The sequence below is a fragment of the Elusimicrobiota bacterium genome (assembly GCA_016788905.1).
Lineage (GTDB): Bacteria > Elusimicrobiota > Elusimicrobia > FEN-1173 > FEN-1173 > JADKHR01.
The window spans coordinates 63,386-78,553 of record JAEURZ010000015.1 but is presented as its reverse complement, the minus strand read 5'-3'; the positions used below and the strand labels follow the sequence as shown (position 1 = coordinate 78,553).

Below are 15,168 nucleotides of genomic sequence, written 5' to 3'. Positions count from 1 at the left end.
GTTCCTCCTTGCCCTTTAATGTACCTGTTACCTATGTGCCCGGTCTATTCTGTTACCACTGTACCCGGTTTATACCCTTGATGTTCCCTCTCCCGCGAGCGGGAGAGGTGGGCCGCAGCCCCAGGTGAGGGTGGGGTTTAGAACGAGTGGGCCCCATGGGGCCCCAGAACCACCGTCCACTGAAGGTACCCCAAATTTTCCGTTTCGTTTCCGGGAAGATCTTTCCGCGTCCATTGAACCCGAAACCGATTAAACTCGGACAGGGAAAAAGACACGTAGGGAGCCACCGCCCGGGTGATGTGAGGGGTTTCATTCGAACGGATTTCCGGGTCTTCCAGGTAGTCCCCCCGGACCCCCATCCGCCAGCGTTTCCCCGTTTGAACTTCCACGTAAGAGTAACCTCCCCGACGATTGATCCGGGCGGCGGGGGATTCTTCGTTCCCATCCACAGGATGGTAAAGGGGAGCCAGGGTCTGATCCGTGTAAAGTCCTTCCGTTCGCCAGAGAACGGACCGGTAAGACCCCTGGGCCAGGGGTTTCCAACGGAAAGTGAGGTCCACGGCCCCCAACCGTTTTCGATTAAAATCGTGAACCACCGCGCCATTTCCATCCACCACATCTTGGGGTTCATGCAGAGCCCCGGAGAACCCCCATTCCAGATTGGCGGATTCGGAAAGATCGGCGTAACCCCGCACCTTCACCACCTGGGCAAAGTTTCGGAGCCGCTGAGCCGGAGTGTGTTCTTCCACGAAAACCGGAACCGTGACAACATTCTCCTGATCGTCTGTCAGGGTAGTGGTCGGCCCGTCCCCGTGTGAATCCCCATGCCCATGTTCCCCCCCCAGATCTTGAAGGAGCGCGTAGGTCGCTTCGGTGAAAAACCCGAACGGAGAAAACAACCGGCTCAATTCAACCCCGGAACTGGTCAGACGCCCTTCCCCCAGGAAAGCGTCCAACGCCAAAGGGGAATCCACTTGGGGCAATTCATGCGGGTGCACCATGTTCAGCCGACCGAAGGTCGCCCGAAACTTCCCCCCGCGGGCCTGGAACCCGAAAGGCAGGGAGTGGAGGGTAACAAATCCTTCTTCCAGTTCCGGTGCTGCCCCCCCATCGTTCATCCCCCCAATAAAGAAATCAGCGCGCGCGTAGGGATCGATTTCCGCTTGAAGACCAATTTCCACTTCCCTCAAGTGAAACCCATCCCCCGTTTGGCTGGGATCCCCACCGGTCCCAGTTTTTCCGACAAAGTCGGCAATGACACTGATTTTTGGATTAAGCGCGTTGGCGGTGTTCGAACGCATCCAGGAAGCCCCTTCAGCCAAGACCAACGAACTGCCCCCCAGCAAACCTATAACGCAAGCGAACCGCTTGAAAACGATCATCCCAATCCTCCGTCAATAATGAGATAACCCTCCCTTTTCAGGAAGGGGTGACACACATGATTTAAACGGAAGGATTCGGAGGAGCGCGACCGAAAGGGAAAAGATACGGGCGTGATAAAAGCGAAGGAGAAGAGTAAAAAAATACCTGCCGAACAGACAACGTCGGTTGGGTAAACGAAGTCTCTGGAACATTGTCGGCCCCTGCCGGACCGGAAGCCCGGGCGCAAAAAGAACAATCTTCGTGGGGGTGATAAATTCCCGCGTCATGGGCGCTGTGGTGGTGAAAGGCCTGGACCCCAAGGAGTCCCAGCCATCCAACAGCCAGCCACAGCGCCCGCGCGGTTTTCATTGGAAGAGAAGAACGACGATTCGGACTGTTATTTTACCCGTTCAATGGTCACTTTCTTCATGGACAGGGTCTTTGTAGGACGATCGTTGGGATCCCGGGGCGCTTTGGAGATCGCGTCCGCCACCGATTGGCCTTCGACCACTTCGCCGAAGATGGAATGACGGTCGTTCAACCAGGTCGTGGGTGCCACGGTAATGAAGAATTGGGACCCGTTTGTTCCCGGCCCCGAGTTCGCCATGGCCAAAATGCCCTTGCGGTCAAACCGCAGGGATTTATCGAACTCGTCTTCGAATTGGTAGCCCGGCCCGCCCGTCCCCTGCCCCTTGGGATCCCCTGTTTGGATCATGAAATCCGGGATCACACGATGAAAGACAATGCCGTCATAGAAAGGACGTTTAACCATTTCTCCCGTCTTAATATCTTTGAATTCTTTCGTCCCTTCGGCGAGTCCAACAAAGTTCGCCACGGTCTCCGGCGCCTTCTCCGGAAACAATTTACAAACGATGGTGCCCAATTCTGTTTCGATCACAGCGTAGGTTCCTGCTTGTTTTTTCCAACCGTCAGCGGCCATAAGTGCTCCTGTGCTTAAGAATATCGCCAGAGCGGCGATGATTTTTATTCGATTCATAGGTGGTTCACCTCGTGGTGTTGGTCTGGGACGACTCGAACAAAGCGTCGGATAATTGCCCGCGCGTCACGGGACAGGTGGGGCAATACACATCGTAGGGTCGGGAGGGTTCCGGTTGACCCGTGGTCTCGGGCAAAGACACCGTTCCCGCCATCGTGAGAAAACTCATGGATTGGGTGGGATCATTGGTTTGAACCCGAACCTGCTTCAACATATTCCCCAATCGTCCCTGGGAATCAAAACTGACCTGGATCTGAGCCAACTCCCCCGGGGCAATTAGCGATTGGGTCGGTGACGCCGCCGTACACCCACAGGTGGTCTTAATGGACTCGATCTTGAGGGGCGTATCCCCCGTATTTTTCAAAGAAAACGTATGGGTCACCGTAGACCCCTGGGGCAAAACCCCAAAATCAAACTGGGTCTCCGAAAACTCCACCCGAGGCCCCGCCCAAAGGCCCACAGGCAAAAGAAGAATGAGAAAGACAGCGTGTTTCATACACGACAAGTTTACCAAATCAAGAATTATTCTGAACGTCGACGTCGGGGACGTCGGGGTCAAGTCTTGACTTTCCATTCATAAGAAAGTCACGCGGGAAGGCCCCACTGCAAAAAGATAAAGTGTCACACGTCTTTCAAAACTTCCATCAGGCCTATAGCCAGGCGGTTCCATTCGCGCTTGGAAATCGAGAGGGGTGGGAGGATGACGATCACATCGCCAAGAGGACGAAGCCAAACCCCTTTCTTTAAAAGGGATCTGCACACCTGGTTTCCCATCCTTAAACCGCTGGGGTAGGGTTGCCCTGTTGTTTTGTTCTTCACCAACTCCATTCCCCCCATGAACCCGGCCTGACGAACGTGCCCGACGTGGGGAAACAGCGCAACTTCCCGAAGAAATTCCGTCAACCATTGCCTCTTTTCATTCAAATGGGGAAGAGTTTTCTCTTTCCGGTAGAGGGATAGATTTTCCAAAGCCACGGCGCAAGCAAGTGGATTGGCTGTGTAACTGTGGCCATGGAAAAAGGTCTTAAAATCTTCAAAGCGACCCAGGAAAGTCCTATATATTTTTTGTGTTGTTAGCGTGGCCGCCAAGGGGAGATACCCTCCTGTGAGAGCTTTAGCCACGCAAAGGAAATCAGGGCGAACGCCCTCATGCTCTACGGCAAACATCCGACCGGTTCGACCGAACCCTGTAGCCACTTCGTCCGCAATGAGCAAAACGTTATGTCGCCGACAGAGTTGTTCAAAACCCTTTAAATACCCCTGGGGCATCACGCGCATACCCGAGGCCCCTTGAACAATCGGTTCCACGATGGCCGCCGCCAAACGTGGCCCCCGGGTTTTCAAAATTTTTTCTGCCCCGCGAAGACACTCCCATCGACACCCTGTTGCGGTTCTCAAATCCCCAGGCCGAGGGGCCTTCACATCGGTGGGCTCATCACCTGTCCTCAGTTCCGCTTGAGGTTCTTTTTTCCGAAAGGGGCATCGATAACAATGGGGTGCCGGGGCGAAATGGGATTTAAAAAGAAGCGGGCGAAAGGTTTTGTGAAATGCGGCCATACCACCGACAGATACGGCGCCCAAGGTGTCCCCGTGGTAGGATCCAGAAAGGGCGAGATATTCCGGTCGGTCTTCCCCCCGATGGACCCAAAATTGAAACGCCATTTTAAGAGCCACCTCGACAGAGGTGGCGCCGTTATCCGAATAAAAAACCCGCTGAAGACCCGGCGGAGATATATCCACCAACGCCTGCCCGAGTCGCGCCGCAGGCTCATGGGTTAACCCGAGAAACGTGGTATGGGCCATGCGTGAAAGTTGACGCCGGACAGCCCGATCCAGGGCGGGGTGCCGGTGCCCATGGGCCGTCACCCAGAGTGATGAAACCCCGTCCACATAACGACGCCCCCGAGCGTCCGTCAGGATCGATCCTTTGGCGGATCGAATAACGATGGGATCACCTTTTTCCCACTCCGACTGCTGTGTGAACGGGTGCCAAAGATATTTCTTATCCAGCTCCTCAACACTCTTCTTTTTCATGGGATAAGAAAATCCGTTTGGAAGGCTTCCCAGAGGACCCGTTTCGCTTTGTTTTCCCGAACGCGTGTGGACGTGTGAGGGACTTCCGTCACGGGGATTCCCGTTATTTTTTTAAGGAGCCGGCCATTGCTCTCTTCAGACAAATCTTTACCTTTGTACCCGTTTAAAAGGATTCGACGGATAGAAATTCCTCGATTTTTAAGCGCCTCAACGGTGAGAAGCGTATGGTTCAGGGTGCCTAATCCGGCCCGGGACACGATCCACACGGGCAGGTTAAGACGAAGGATTAGGTCGACCACCGAATAGGGGCCACCCAAGGGGGCCAAAACCCCGCCCAATCCTTCCACCAAAACAGCGTCGTTCTTTCGCTGGAAAGCCCGAACAGAGACCACCGTTTCTTGAAATGTTTTTTCCACTAAGCGTCGGCCTGTTGTCCCCAATCCGATTTGCGCGGCTGGGGTGAGTGGAAGTCGGCAATACAACAGGGTCGTTTCGTTAAGTTCCCCCTCCTTTCCGGCCGCCTTGTGAAGATTTAGTGCATCGTCAAGATCTCCAGCGGAGAAAGGTTTCAAGACCCCGACACTTTTACCGGATTTCCGAATCATTTCGGCTAAAACACAACCGACAAACGTTTTTCCCACACCCGTATCGGTTGCCGTTAAAAACAGAGAAGGGGTCACGGGATCTTTTCGCCTTTTTCCCGCCAGGAAGACACCACCCGCAGGACACGGTCAATATCCGTTAGGGAGTGGGCGGCTGTCATCGAAAAACGGACCCGACTTTCCCCTTTTGGCACCGTTGGAAACCTGACGGCGGGGGCAAATAGTCCTTCCTCCCATAGCGCGTTAGAAAGAGACAAAGCCCGTGCGTCCTCTCCCACGATCAAAGGGATAATCGGCCCCTGTCCCACCAATCCCAACCCAGACCAGAGCCGCGCGGAAAGATTGAAAAGCCGCTCCCTTCGTTCCGGCTCGTTCTGAACGATCCCAAGAGCCGATTGGGCGGCCCCCACCGCTGCCGGAGCCAATGCCGTAGAGTAAATAAAGGAGCGGGCTCGGTTTATAGCCCATTGAATTAAGGGTTTCGAGCCGCAGATAAATCCACCCTGGGCTCCGAAAGCTTTGGAAAGTGTCCCCATACACACATCCACCTGGGAGACCACCCCCTGTTCGTTCACCCAGCCGCGGCCCTCGGGACCCCACACCCCGGTGCCATGGGCTTCGTCCACATAAAGATGGGCCCTGTATTTCTGACACACCGAAACCAATTCCTTCAGTGGGGCCCGGTCCCCATCCATAGAAAAAACACTTTCCGTCAAAACCCATCGATTTCCAGACCCCGAAACCCGGCCCAAAGCACGGGCCAAATCTTCTGGATCGTTGTGACGAAAGACCCGCACCCGAGCCTTTGCAAGGCGCGCGCCATCCACCAAAGACGCGTGGGCCAACCGATCCAAAAAAAGGATGTCCTCAGGACCAGCCAAAGCCGGAATCATACCCAAATTGGCGTGATATCCCGAAGGGAACAACAAAGAAGCTTCGCTTCCTTTAAATTGCGCCAAGGAAGTTTCCATTTCTTTATGAAGAGCCAATGTCCCCCCCATCAACCGGGACCCCGTCGATCCCGCCCCCCATTGGGCCGCGGCCTCAGCCGCGGCACGACGAACACGGTCGTCTTCCGCCAAACCCAGATAGTTGTTGGAGGAAAAATTTACGATCTCTCTCCCATCCACGCGCGTGCGCGCGGCCGGGACTTCTTGAACGGTACGTGGACGGCGGAGACGATTCTCTTCCTCCAAACGGGCCAGGGCGGAGGTGAGATTCAGTTCGAGGGAAGTGGGGTTCAATCGGGATGCCCCAGCACCACAGCCGACAACGTGCCCCCAAATCCATAGGACAAGGAAACCGCCCGGCGAACGAGAACAGAACGGGTCTCATTCGCCACGAAATCCAACCGATCGGTTTCGGGGTTAGTCAAATGGAGTGTCGGCGGAACCCGTTGGTCCCGAAGAGCCAGAAGCGTAAACCCAATTTCCACCGCCCCCGTGGCCCCCAAAAGATGCCCTGTGGCGCCCTTGGTGGAAGAAAGGGGGGGGGAACCGTTTCCATAGAGAGAAATAAGCGCTTTCGATTCCAAAGAATCGTTTAAAATCGTTCCCGTCCCGTGGGTATTCACGTAATGGATCGACTCCGCAGAAACTCCTGCCCGTCCCAAAGCCCGCCGAAAGCTCGCGGCCATCCGATCACCATTCGAATTGAACCGCGTGGCGTGATGGGCGTCGGAAGAAAAATCCCCCCCCATCACCCGCGCCAGAATCGGGGCTCCCCGGGCGACCGCGCCTTCCATGGACTCCACGATAAAAACAGCCGCGCCTTCCCCCATCAGAAACCCATCCCGATCTCGGTCGAAGGGGCGCACTCGTCCCGCTTTGGAGATGACCCCCATCCGGTGAAACCCCGCTTGATAAAGAGGATGAAGAGCACTTTCCGAAGCTCCAGCCAAAACGAAGTCCGCCCGCCCTTCTTCAATCCATCCCGCCGCCGCCAAAAGGGATTGAGTCCCTGTCGCGCACGCCGCGGTGAGATTCATCACGATTCCTTGGGCGCCAAAACAACGAGCCACCGCGGTCGGAACCTCTTCCGGCGACCGCCAAACACCGCTGTTGCCCAGGGGAGGTAACGGCTTGCTGGAACTGACCACACACCCCAACCGGTCCGGATCAACGTGCGAAAGATCCGACTGACCCCACGCTTCCCGGGCGGCCTTTAAGGCCAACTGAATCGCCCGTGTTTCCCCATCTTCTTCTAAAGGGACCCGCCCGCCTTCAGGAGAGACGGCCGATCGACCTTCGGTCAATGCGTGCCAACTGGATTCCCGATCCGCCCCGAGCGGAGTCAGCAACCCCAACCCCGTAATGACGGCCTGTCGCCCGCCTCCCATCAGAGAACGCGTGAATCAATATTAAATATTTGTCCGGACACCGTAAGCGTTTCCGAAAGGGACAAGACGAATCGTTCCAGATCCTCCACCGCTGTGGTTCGCCCAAGAGCATGTTCCGAAACCACTTTTTCTCTGTGGGCGACCGGGATCTGTTGCCCCATTTCCGTCAGGTGGAATCCTGGAAGGATCCCGTTCACTCGGATATTAAATCGACCCAATTCCCGGGCGGCTGCTTTGGTGAGCCCCATCAACCCGGCTTTAGCGGCGGCATAGTTGGCGCATCCCACACCACCCTTTACCCCGACAATGGATCCGATATTAAGAATGAACCCGCCTTTATCTCGTGTCATGTGCCGAGCGGCCGATTGAAGACAATAAAACGGTGCGGACAAATTGGTGTCGATAACATCCCGCCACTCCTCCAAAGACATTTTGGCGATGGTGCGATCCCGTGTCACTCCGGCGTTATTGATCAGTCCATCCAGCCGACCCCATTTCCGGACAACGGCATCCACCAGGGCCTGGGCCTGTGGGAGGTCGGAGACGTCCGCCTGGAACGCCTCGGCCTTCCCCCCCTGCCCCTGGATCTCACTCACCACAGTTTCCGCCTCCGCCTGGCGTGACCGGTAGTTAACGGCAACAGCATGCCCCGCACGACCGAAGGCCAGGGCCAAACGACGCCCCAGACCGCGACTGGCCCCCGTAATAAGTATGTTCATTGATTTAATGAGGAAGAAAAAACTATTGACGCGTGGCGCGGGTAACCAGTTCCACCTGTGGGTCCTGGGCCATGGGGGACTTCACATCGTCCCCCACCACCTCAAACCCCATATCCTGAATCATCCGCCGATCCGCATCTGCCGATTGGCCCTTCGTGGTCAGGTAATCACCCACAAAGATAGAATTAGCCACATAAAGACCTAGGGTCTGAAGAGACCTCAGGTGAAGTTCCCGTCCCCCTGCAATGCGAAGTTCCATGGAGGGATTGACCAAACGGAATAAACACAGGATCTTGAGACACCGGTTCGGGGTCAGTTCGTTTGTCCCCTGAAGCGATGTCCCAGGCATCGGGATTAAAAAATTGATCGGGATAGAGTCCACCCCCGTCTCCCTCAAACGAAAAGCCACATCGATCACGTCCGCGAGCGACTCCCCCATCCCAAAGATGGCGCCGGAACAGGGGGAAAGGGCAGCGGCTTTGGCCTTTTCAACGGTGTCCACCCGATCCTGATAGGTGTGGGTGTGACAGATTTTTTCGTAATGGGATTCGCTGGTGTTCAGGTTATGATTGTAAGCGTCGACCCCGGATTTTTTGAGCTGATCGGCCTGCCCTTCTTTCAGTAACCCCATGGAGGTACAAATCTCAAGACGGGGATGACGTTCTTTCACCCGCCGAACGGATTCGTTTAATGAAACCAAATCTCGCTCAGACGGTCCCCGCATGGATGCCACTAAACAAAGCCGCGCGGCCCCCGCCGACACCGCCCGATCGGCCAGAGCAAGCACCTCATCGGAAGAGAGAAAGGTGTATTTTTCGATGGGAGCTTTTGAGATCTTCGACTGACTGCAATAGGAACAATCCTCAGCGCAAAGCCCAGACTGGAGGTTCACTAAAAAGTTCATTTTAACTTTCCGCCCAAAATGGGCCCGACGAACCCGATGGGCCGCGGAGATTAAATCCAAAAGCTCCTCATCCGGCCATTCTAAAACGGCGCGCGCCTCTTCCCGAGACAAAGGCTCGCCGGCCAGACTTTTCAAACTCAGGTCGTGTGCGTTACAGGATTCAAGCAAGGGCATGGATTATCCTCCGTCGAAAAGTGAGGAATATTGAACCAAAGCCCCAAGCGAATGTCAACCGAATACGAACCCCCCATGGTTGACATTCTTCTGGGTTTTAGATCGAAACCAGCGGGAGAACGACTACGGAGATCAGGAGGGGTCGAGGAGGTCTTTCAAAACGCTTGTGTTCAGGTATTCTGTTTTCGTGTGGGTTTTTCGGTAGACAACGACAAACTCCAATCCAGTCAAAAAATGATGGGCCGTCTCCGTGGGCTTTGCCCAGACGACCCGTCCCACAGCCGAAATAGGTCCTTTCTTTTCCACGTGAAAGGAAAGAGCCAGGTTAGTCCCTTTGGGAAGTTTTTCCGCCAATACGAGACAAGCCCCTGTCGGGCTAATGTTATCCACCTTGGTTGGAACCGTTGGCAGCGCGGCCTGGGACGCCACAAGTGGAGCGTCCGGAAGAATTTTATACAGGATGGGAAGGGTTAAATCAATGCGCGGATAGCGTCGATTTTCCGAATCCCCAACCGCGTCATCCTCCGCCGCCACATGAAGGTGCGGTGATCGGGGTGGGGCGGGGATCTCCGCCTCCCGTCGAATGCCTTCCATGGTCCAATGGAATTCGTGCGGCTCTGGTCCTGGCAACGCTTTTTCCTTCACCGTCGTCTCTCCTCCCCAAGACGTTCGGCCCCACGAGGACACGGGGCCCGTCCATGCCTAAACCTAACCCCAATTCAAAAGAAATGCAAGGGAAAATAAATTACATTTCTTCCGGCGCGTCGACCCCGAGGAGGGATAACCCATTGCGAATCGTCATTCGAACCCCATCCACAAGAGCCAACCGGAAAGGACCCTGATCATCCGATGCATTCAGAACAGGGCAATTTTCATAAAAACGATGAAAGTCCCCCGCCAGCTTCAGAAGGTAATCGGTCACATGATGAGGAGTTAAATCCCGCGCGCACTGATCCAGCACGTCCGGGAAAGTGGCCAACCGAATAAGAAGGGCCCGTTCCGTCGGGTGAAGAACGGCGGGTGTAGTAAACACCGTGGCCTCTGTTTCCACCGAACGAACCCCACGTTTCTCCGCCTCGCGAAAGAGCGAACAACAACGGGCGTGAACATATTTCACATAAAACACGGGGTTGTCGGAGGCTTGCCGTTTTGCCAAATCCAAGTCAAACTCCAACTGACTGTTGGGACCCCTGAGGGCAAAGAAAAACCGAGCCGCGTCCTTGCCCACCTCGTTGACCACCTCGGTCAACTTCACAAACTCTCCTGTCCGGGTGGACATGGCCACGGGTTTCCCTCCCCGAACGAGACTCACCAACTGATACAGCAAGATCGTAAGCCGGGCGGGATCATGCCCCAAAGCCTGGGTGGCCGCCTTCACACGGGACACATAACCGTGGTGATCCGTTCCCCAGATATCAATTAAGCGGGTGAACCCCCGCCCAAACTTTTCATGATGATAGGCAATATCCGAGGCGAAGTAAGTGAGACGCTCATCCTGTCGTTTCAGAACGCGGTCTTTATCATCTCCGTATTTGGATGAGAGGAACCACAACGCCCCGTCTTCCTCTTTCAGATCACCCCGATTACGAAGTTCCGCAAGGGCCGCGTCCACGCGGCCTTCTTCAAAGAGGCGGGATTCAGGATACCACGTGTCGTGAGCCACACCGAACGCGGCCAAATCGGACCGAATTCCATCTAAGATAAGAGCTAACCCTTCGTCACGAAAAAAAACGATCCCCTGAGGACGCTCCGATCCCTTAGGAAAACGCCGCATGACATCGCGCGCCACATCCACGAGATAATCCCCTTTATAAAGATCATCGGGATTTTTTTTGGAATAGTCGACCTTCTCCTGTTCGGTCAGATAAGAAAGGTCTAATACATCGGCCCGCCACATGATGGACGCCCCCAAATTCTCCATCTGATTGCCCACATTATTCACATAATATTCAGTGGTGACATCATACCCCAAGTGCCGATAGATACGCGCCAGGGAATCCCCTAGCGCCGCCCCACGGCCGTGCCCCACATGAAGAGGACCGTTGGGATTGGCGGAAACGAATTCAATCAGGACCCGCTCACCCGCTCGGATTCCTTGGCGGCCATAATCGGACCTTTTCAACAAAAGGTGGCGAAGTTCCTCAGTCAACCATCCCACACTCATCGTGAAATTCAAAAATCCGGGCCCCGCCACTTCCACTTTTTCCAGGACGGAACCGGTCGCCACGTGGGAGACAATTTCCTGAGCCACTTGACGTGGTGATTTTCGGACACTGGGAGCCAAAACGAGTGGCCAATTGGAAGCAAAATCCCCCGGGATATTGGCCGGGGGGACCTCCACCAGCGCTTCCCCCATTGGGAGGGGAGGATTTTGTCCTGCCGCCCATCGCTTGGCGGCCTCTGCAAGAACCCGGCGTACGGTCTCTTTCATCGTTTTTTCTTCCGGGGGGAGGATTCCAACTTTGATTCGTTTTCTTCCCAGGCCACCGGCCGCGCCGATTCCCAAAGCCGCTCCAAATCATAATACTCACGCAACGCTTCACTCATCAGATGCACGATCAAACCTCCATAGTCCAAAACACGCCAGGACACACGCCCGCCGCCGTCGCGACGAACACGCCCCGTTCCCAAAACAGGGGTAACACAACGATCAATTTCCTCCTCCACAGCCGAGGCGTGGGCCGAGGACTCCACTGTGGCTACAATAAAATAATCCACGATGGAAGAGGAACGGCCCACATCGTAAAGACTCACCTGCTCGGCTTTTTTATCGTCAGCGGCCCGCGCGGCCACCTGAGCCGCACGAAAGAAGGAAATCCGTCGTTTCATCATTTAAAAATCAATGGAACTTTGACGCGCGCGGGCCAACCGTTCCTGAGCGTTTTTCTCTAAACGCAGAGAAGCGTTTTCGAAGGCAGGAGCCACCAAATTCACCACTCCGGCCAACACCCGTCGCTGGGTGGTGGTGAAATAGCCCGGTTCTCTTTCATGCCCGAAAATGAGATTCCCAACAGGACGTCTTTCCCCCATAACTGGAGCCGCAAGCACAGAACAAAAAGAAGGCCAGACCGACCGAGTGGGCCGATCGAACCGATTGTCAGAACGCCATTCCCCAGACAAAACACATTCCCCTTTTTCCGCCATCCAATGGAAAAGAGGGTCCGCATCCGTTCGCGAATCCACCGCGGACTTTTCCCACACCCCCGTCCCCACCACACGCTCATACTCCCCGGAAAATTCGTTCCACAAATAGAAAGCGGCGCTCACGGGCTCGTCGAATCCCCGCGCGAGGATTTCGGTTAAGCGGCCCGCCAGAGTGGTCGCGTCCAGGTTTTGGGCCAACAGGCCCCCCACGTCAAAGAGCAAGATCATCTCTCGCGTGGTTTGGCGCAACCTCCCCGTCAACGATTGAACAAAGGGAAGAAAAAAACGAACCGGGATTTTCGCATCCTCCGCCAACCAAGCCCGCAGTTCTTCCGCTGGGAGAGAAAGGACGGTGGAAGGCTCCTGGGTGATCGCGGACGCGGACCGAGGGGCTTTTTCCAAAAGAGACATTTCTCCAAAGAAATCACCGGACACAAGCACCGACAGGGTTTTAGACGTCCCTTTATTTTTGTCCACGCTCTTTTGAATGGCCACACGGCCTTCCATTAAAAAATACAGAGCGTCTCCCTCCTCTCCTTCTGAAAATAGGGTGTGCCCCGCCGGGAACGAGGCTTCGGTAAGTTTCGCGGCCAAGCGAAGTCGGGTTTCAGGGGGAACACCCGTAAAAAAAGGAATGACCGCCAATCTCTCGACAGTGATCACCCGTGACCTCCCCCAAACGGTCGAGAGACCGGAGACCCGGGGATCCCCACAATCCCTTCGGTCTGAAGACGAATCTTGAGATCGTTGGGGTTAGGGGAATAGGAGAGGGCTTCTTCCACCGTCACCGCGTTCCGAGCAATCATCGCCAACAAGGCCTGATTAAACGATTGCATTTTATAGTATTCGGCAGAGTCTTCAATCGCTTTCCCTATGGAACCCACTTTATTGTCTTCAATCAACTTTTGAATGGTCGAGGTGTTGATCATGATTTCCAGTAGGGCAATACGCCCCCCCCCGCCGGCCTTGCGAATCAGCCGTTGAGCCACAACACCCAGAAGACATTTCGCCAATTGCAACCGGATTTGATTTTGTTGCTCGGGAGGAAAAGTGTCAATAATACGGTCGATGGTTTGTTTGGCGTCGTTGGTATGAAGAGTCCCTAAAACCAAGTGACCGGTTTCCGCGGCGTTCATGGCCGTGGTCATTGTTTCCGGGTCACGCAACTCACCAATCAAAATGACATCGGGATCCTGACGAAGGGCACGTCTCAATCCTTGGGCGAAGTCGTGCGTGTCGGTACCCACTTCCCGCTGATTGATCACAGCCAACTTGTCTTCAAAAACATATTCGATCGGGTCTTCCAGTGTCATCACATGGACCCGTTGGGTGTTGTTGATGTGATTGATCAACGCGGCCTGGGTGGTGGTTTTTCCTGAACCTGTCGGTCCGGTCACAAGGAAAAACCCCTGGCGGCGCTGAAGCATTTCCTTTAAAACAGGGGGTAACCCTAAATCATCCAAAGAGGGAACTTGAGCGGGAATCAATCGAAAAACCGCCCCCACGGCCCCCTTCTGATAGAAAGCATTACCCCGAAAACGAGACACCCCGCGAAGGAAAAAAGAAAAATCCAATTCCCGCTCCCGCTCCAACACAGCGCGTTGATTCGAATTAATCAAGGCAAAAACGAAACTCATCACGTCGTCAATTTCCAAGGGGTTTTGACCCTCAACAGGGATCAGCTCACCATTGAGTCGAAGCATGGGGGCACGCCCGACCTTGAGATGCAAATCACTGGCTCCGCGACTGTGGACTTCTTTCAGGAGCTCATGAATGGTGAGGAGTGGGGCCATGTCAGTAGACCGGGTTCCGCGGCCCGCCCCGCCCGCCGGGCGAACGGCCCGTGAGATCCTTCAATTTTTCGGGGTCCGAGGATTTGGCGAGCGCGTCATCAAAAGACACCGTCCCCGCGTTCACCAGTTCCGCCATGGACCGATCCAGTGGGACCATGCCAAATTTAGATCCCGTATCGATCGCGCTGTAAATCATGTGTGTTTTTCCCTCACGAATAAGGTTGGAGATGGCCGGTGTCACCACCATGATTTCACGGGCGGCCGCGCGACCTGTGCCATCGGCTGTGGGAAGGAGGGTTTGGCAAAGAACGCCTTTCAAGACCGTGGACAGTTGAACCCGAACCTGTTGTTGCTGATGGGGTGGAAAAACATCAATCACCCGATCCACCGTTTGAGCGGCATCGGTGGTGTGTAACGTGGCAAAACAGAGGTGCCCGGTCTCTGCGGCGGTCAAAGCCAAGGAGATGGTTTCAATATCCCGCATTTCGCCGATCAAGATGACATCGGGATCTTGCCGAAGAGCGTGTTTCAGGGCGTCTTGAAAACTGTGGGTGGAGGCCCCCACCTCCCGTTGACGGATGACACACCGCTTCGGTTCATAAACGAATTCGATCGGGTCTTCAATCGTCAAGATATGTTGGCGCCGGGCTTGGTTGATCAATTCGATCAGACAAGCCAAAGTTGTGGATTTTCCCGCGCCGGTCGCGCCGGTCACCAACACTAAACCGCGAGGAAGGTTAGCGAATTCCAACGCCGCCGGAGAAAGTTTAATCTCATCGGGCGTGGGTATTTTCGAGGAAATCACCCGAATGACGCAATCAATCCCGTTCATTTGAAGGAGAACGTTCACCCGAAAACGAGCCAGGCCAGGAATCGCAAAGGAACAGTCCAGCTCCAATTTGTCCTCAAACACTTGTTTTTGTTCATCGTAAAGAATGGAATAAATCATGCGTTTGGATTCTTCAGCGGTGACAACGTCAAACCCAACCAATTCCACCATCTCACCATTCACACGGGTCATGGGAGCACGCCCCACCAAGAGGTGGACGTCGGAAGCCCCTTGTTTCACCGCGGCACGTAAAATTTCAATCATTTCCATAT

General features: G+C 54.9%; 16 protein-coding genes. All 16 read right to left on the bottom strand.

Annotated features, from left to right (window positions below):
- Positions 1-137 precede the first annotated feature (137 nt).
- The 16 genes from JNK54_07485 to JNK54_07410 all read right to left on the bottom strand — a co-directional run bounded on the left by JNK54_07485 (position 138) and on the right by JNK54_07410 (position 15,166).
- Positions 138-1,382: a hypothetical protein gene (locus tag JNK54_07485; protein ID MBL8024105.1), complete on the bottom strand. Its 1,245-nt coding sequence runs from the start codon at positions 1,380-1,382 to the stop codon at positions 138-140.
- Between the two features lie 61 nt (positions 1,383-1,443).
- A complete protein-coding gene (locus JNK54_07480; GenBank protein ID MBL8024104.1) occupies positions 1,444-1,731 on the bottom strand; it encodes a hypothetical protein in 288 nt (95 codons plus the stop codon).
- Positions 1,732-1,759: 28 nt separating this feature from the next.
- Positions 1,760-2,359 (bottom strand): peptidylprolyl isomerase, encoded by a 600-nt coding sequence (locus JNK54_07475; protein ID MBL8024103.1) that lies wholly within the window; start codon positions 2,357-2,359, stop codon positions 1,760-1,762.
- Positions 2,360-2,366: 7 nt separating this feature from the next.
- The gene (locus JNK54_07470) at positions 2,367-2,855 is read right to left on the bottom strand and encodes a DUF1573 domain-containing protein (protein MBL8024102.1); all 489 of its coding nucleotides are present in this window, start codon (positions 2,853-2,855) and stop codon (positions 2,367-2,369) included.
- Positions 2,856-2,980: 125 nt separating this feature from the next.
- Positions 2,981-4,393 (bottom strand): adenosylmethionine--8-amino-7-oxononanoate transaminase, encoded by a 1,413-nt coding sequence (bioA, locus tag JNK54_07465; GenBank protein MBL8024101.1) that lies wholly within the window; start codon positions 4,391-4,393, stop codon positions 2,981-2,983.
- A complete protein-coding gene (bioD, locus tag JNK54_07460) occupies positions 4,390-5,073 on the bottom strand; it encodes a dethiobiotin synthase (GenBank protein ID MBL8024100.1) in 684 nt (227 codons plus the stop codon). The genes bioA and bioD overlap by 4 nt, the downstream gene beginning before the upstream one ends.
- On the bottom strand, positions 5,070-6,239 hold the full coding sequence (gene bioF, locus JNK54_07455; GenBank protein ID MBL8024099.1) for an 8-amino-7-oxononanoate synthase: 1,170 nt from the start codon (positions 6,237-6,239) through the stop codon (positions 5,070-5,072). The genes bioD and bioF overlap by 4 nt, the downstream gene beginning before the upstream one ends.
- On the bottom strand, positions 6,236-7,333 hold the full coding sequence (locus tag JNK54_07450; GenBank protein ID MBL8024098.1) for a beta-ketoacyl-[acyl-carrier-protein] synthase family protein: 1,098 nt from the start codon (positions 7,331-7,333) through the stop codon (positions 6,236-6,238). The genes bioF and JNK54_07450 overlap by 4 nt, the downstream gene beginning before the upstream one ends.
- Complete coding sequence (locus JNK54_07445; GenBank protein ID MBL8024097.1) at positions 7,333-8,052, bottom strand: SDR family NAD(P)-dependent oxidoreductase; 720 nt, start codon at positions 8,050-8,052, stop codon at positions 7,333-7,335. Before JNK54_07445 ends, JNK54_07450 begins: the two co-directional genes overlap by 1 nt.
- A 22-nt stretch (positions 8,053-8,074) precedes the next feature.
- Positions 8,075-9,130 (bottom strand): biotin synthase BioB, encoded by a 1,056-nt coding sequence (gene bioB, locus JNK54_07440; protein ID MBL8024096.1) that lies wholly within the window; start codon positions 9,128-9,130, stop codon positions 8,075-8,077.
- Positions 9,131-9,262: 132 nt separating this feature from the next.
- The gene (locus JNK54_07435; protein ID MBL8024095.1) at positions 9,263-9,775 is read right to left on the bottom strand and encodes a PilZ domain-containing protein; all 513 of its coding nucleotides are present in this window, start codon (positions 9,773-9,775) and stop codon (positions 9,263-9,265) included.
- A 100-nt stretch (positions 9,776-9,875) separates the two neighbouring features.
- On the bottom strand, positions 9,876-11,561 hold the full coding sequence (locus JNK54_07430; GenBank protein ID MBL8024094.1) for an arginine--tRNA ligase: 1,686 nt from the start codon (positions 11,559-11,561) through the stop codon (positions 9,876-9,878).
- Positions 11,558-11,962, bottom strand: coding sequence for a ribosome silencing factor (gene rsfS / locus JNK54_07425; GenBank protein ID MBL8024093.1), 405 nt, complete (start codon positions 11,960-11,962; stop codon positions 11,558-11,560). Before rsfS ends, JNK54_07430 begins: the two co-directional genes overlap by 4 nt.
- Positions 11,963-12,937, bottom strand: a complete 975-nt coding sequence (locus JNK54_07420) for a cyclic nucleotide-binding domain-containing protein (protein ID MBL8024092.1) — start codon at positions 12,935-12,937, stop codon at positions 11,963-11,965.
- On the bottom strand, positions 12,934-14,067 hold the full coding sequence (locus JNK54_07415; GenBank protein MBL8024091.1) for a type IV pilus twitching motility protein PilT: 1,134 nt from the start codon (positions 14,065-14,067) through the stop codon (positions 12,934-12,936). The genes JNK54_07420 and JNK54_07415 overlap by 4 nt, the downstream gene beginning before the upstream one ends.
- 1 nt (position 14,068) lies before the next feature.
- On the bottom strand, positions 14,069-15,166 hold the full coding sequence (locus JNK54_07410; protein ID MBL8024090.1) for a type IV pilus twitching motility protein PilT: 1,098 nt from the start codon (positions 15,164-15,166) through the stop codon (positions 14,069-14,071).
- Between the last annotated feature and the right edge of the window lie 2 nt (positions 15,167-15,168).

Excerpts from the sequence above, each read along its gene's own strand:
- JNK54_07485 (MBL8024105.1), bottom strand. The coding sequence starts at position 1,382 with ATGATCGTTTTCAAGCGGTTCGCTTGCGTTATAGGTTTGCTGGGGGGC.
- JNK54_07475 (MBL8024103.1), bottom strand. The coding sequence starts at position 2,359 with ATGAATCGAATAAAAATCATCGCCGCTCTGGCGATATTCTTAAGCACA.
- JNK54_07450 (MBL8024098.1), bottom strand. The coding sequence starts at position 7,333 with ATGGGAGGCGGGCGACAGGCCGTCATTACGGGGTTGGGGTTGCTGACT.
- rsfS (MBL8024093.1), bottom strand. The coding sequence starts at position 11,962 with ATGATGAAACGACGGATTTCCTTCTTTCGTGCGGCTCAGGTGGCCGCG.
- bioA (MBL8024101.1), bottom strand. The coding sequence starts at position 4,393 with ATGAAAAAGAAGAGTGTTGAGGAGCTGGATAAGAAATATCTTTGGCAC.
- JNK54_07445 (MBL8024097.1), bottom strand. The coding sequence starts at position 8,052 with ATGAACATACTTATTACGGGGGCCAGTCGCGGTCTGGGGCGTCGTTTG.
- JNK54_07480 (MBL8024104.1), bottom strand. The coding sequence starts at position 1,731 with ATGAAAACCGCGCGGGCGCTGTGGCTGGCTGTTGGATGGCTGGGACTC.
- JNK54_07410 (MBL8024090.1), bottom strand. The coding sequence starts at position 15,166 with ATGGAAATGATTGAAATTTTACGTGCCGCGGTGAAACAAGGGGCTTCC.
- bioB (MBL8024096.1), bottom strand. The coding sequence starts at position 9,130 with ATGCCCTTGCTTGAATCCTGTAACGCACACGACCTGAGTTTGAAAAGT.
- JNK54_07470 (MBL8024102.1), bottom strand. The coding sequence starts at position 2,855 with ATGAAACACGCTGTCTTTCTCATTCTTCTTTTGCCTGTGGGCCTTTGG.
- JNK54_07430 (MBL8024094.1), bottom strand. The coding sequence starts at position 11,561 with ATGAAAGAGACCGTACGCCGGGTTCTTGCAGAGGCCGCCAAGCGATGG.
- JNK54_07415 (MBL8024091.1), bottom strand. The coding sequence starts at position 14,067 with ATGGCCCCACTCCTCACCATTCATGAGCTCCTGAAAGAAGTCCACAGT.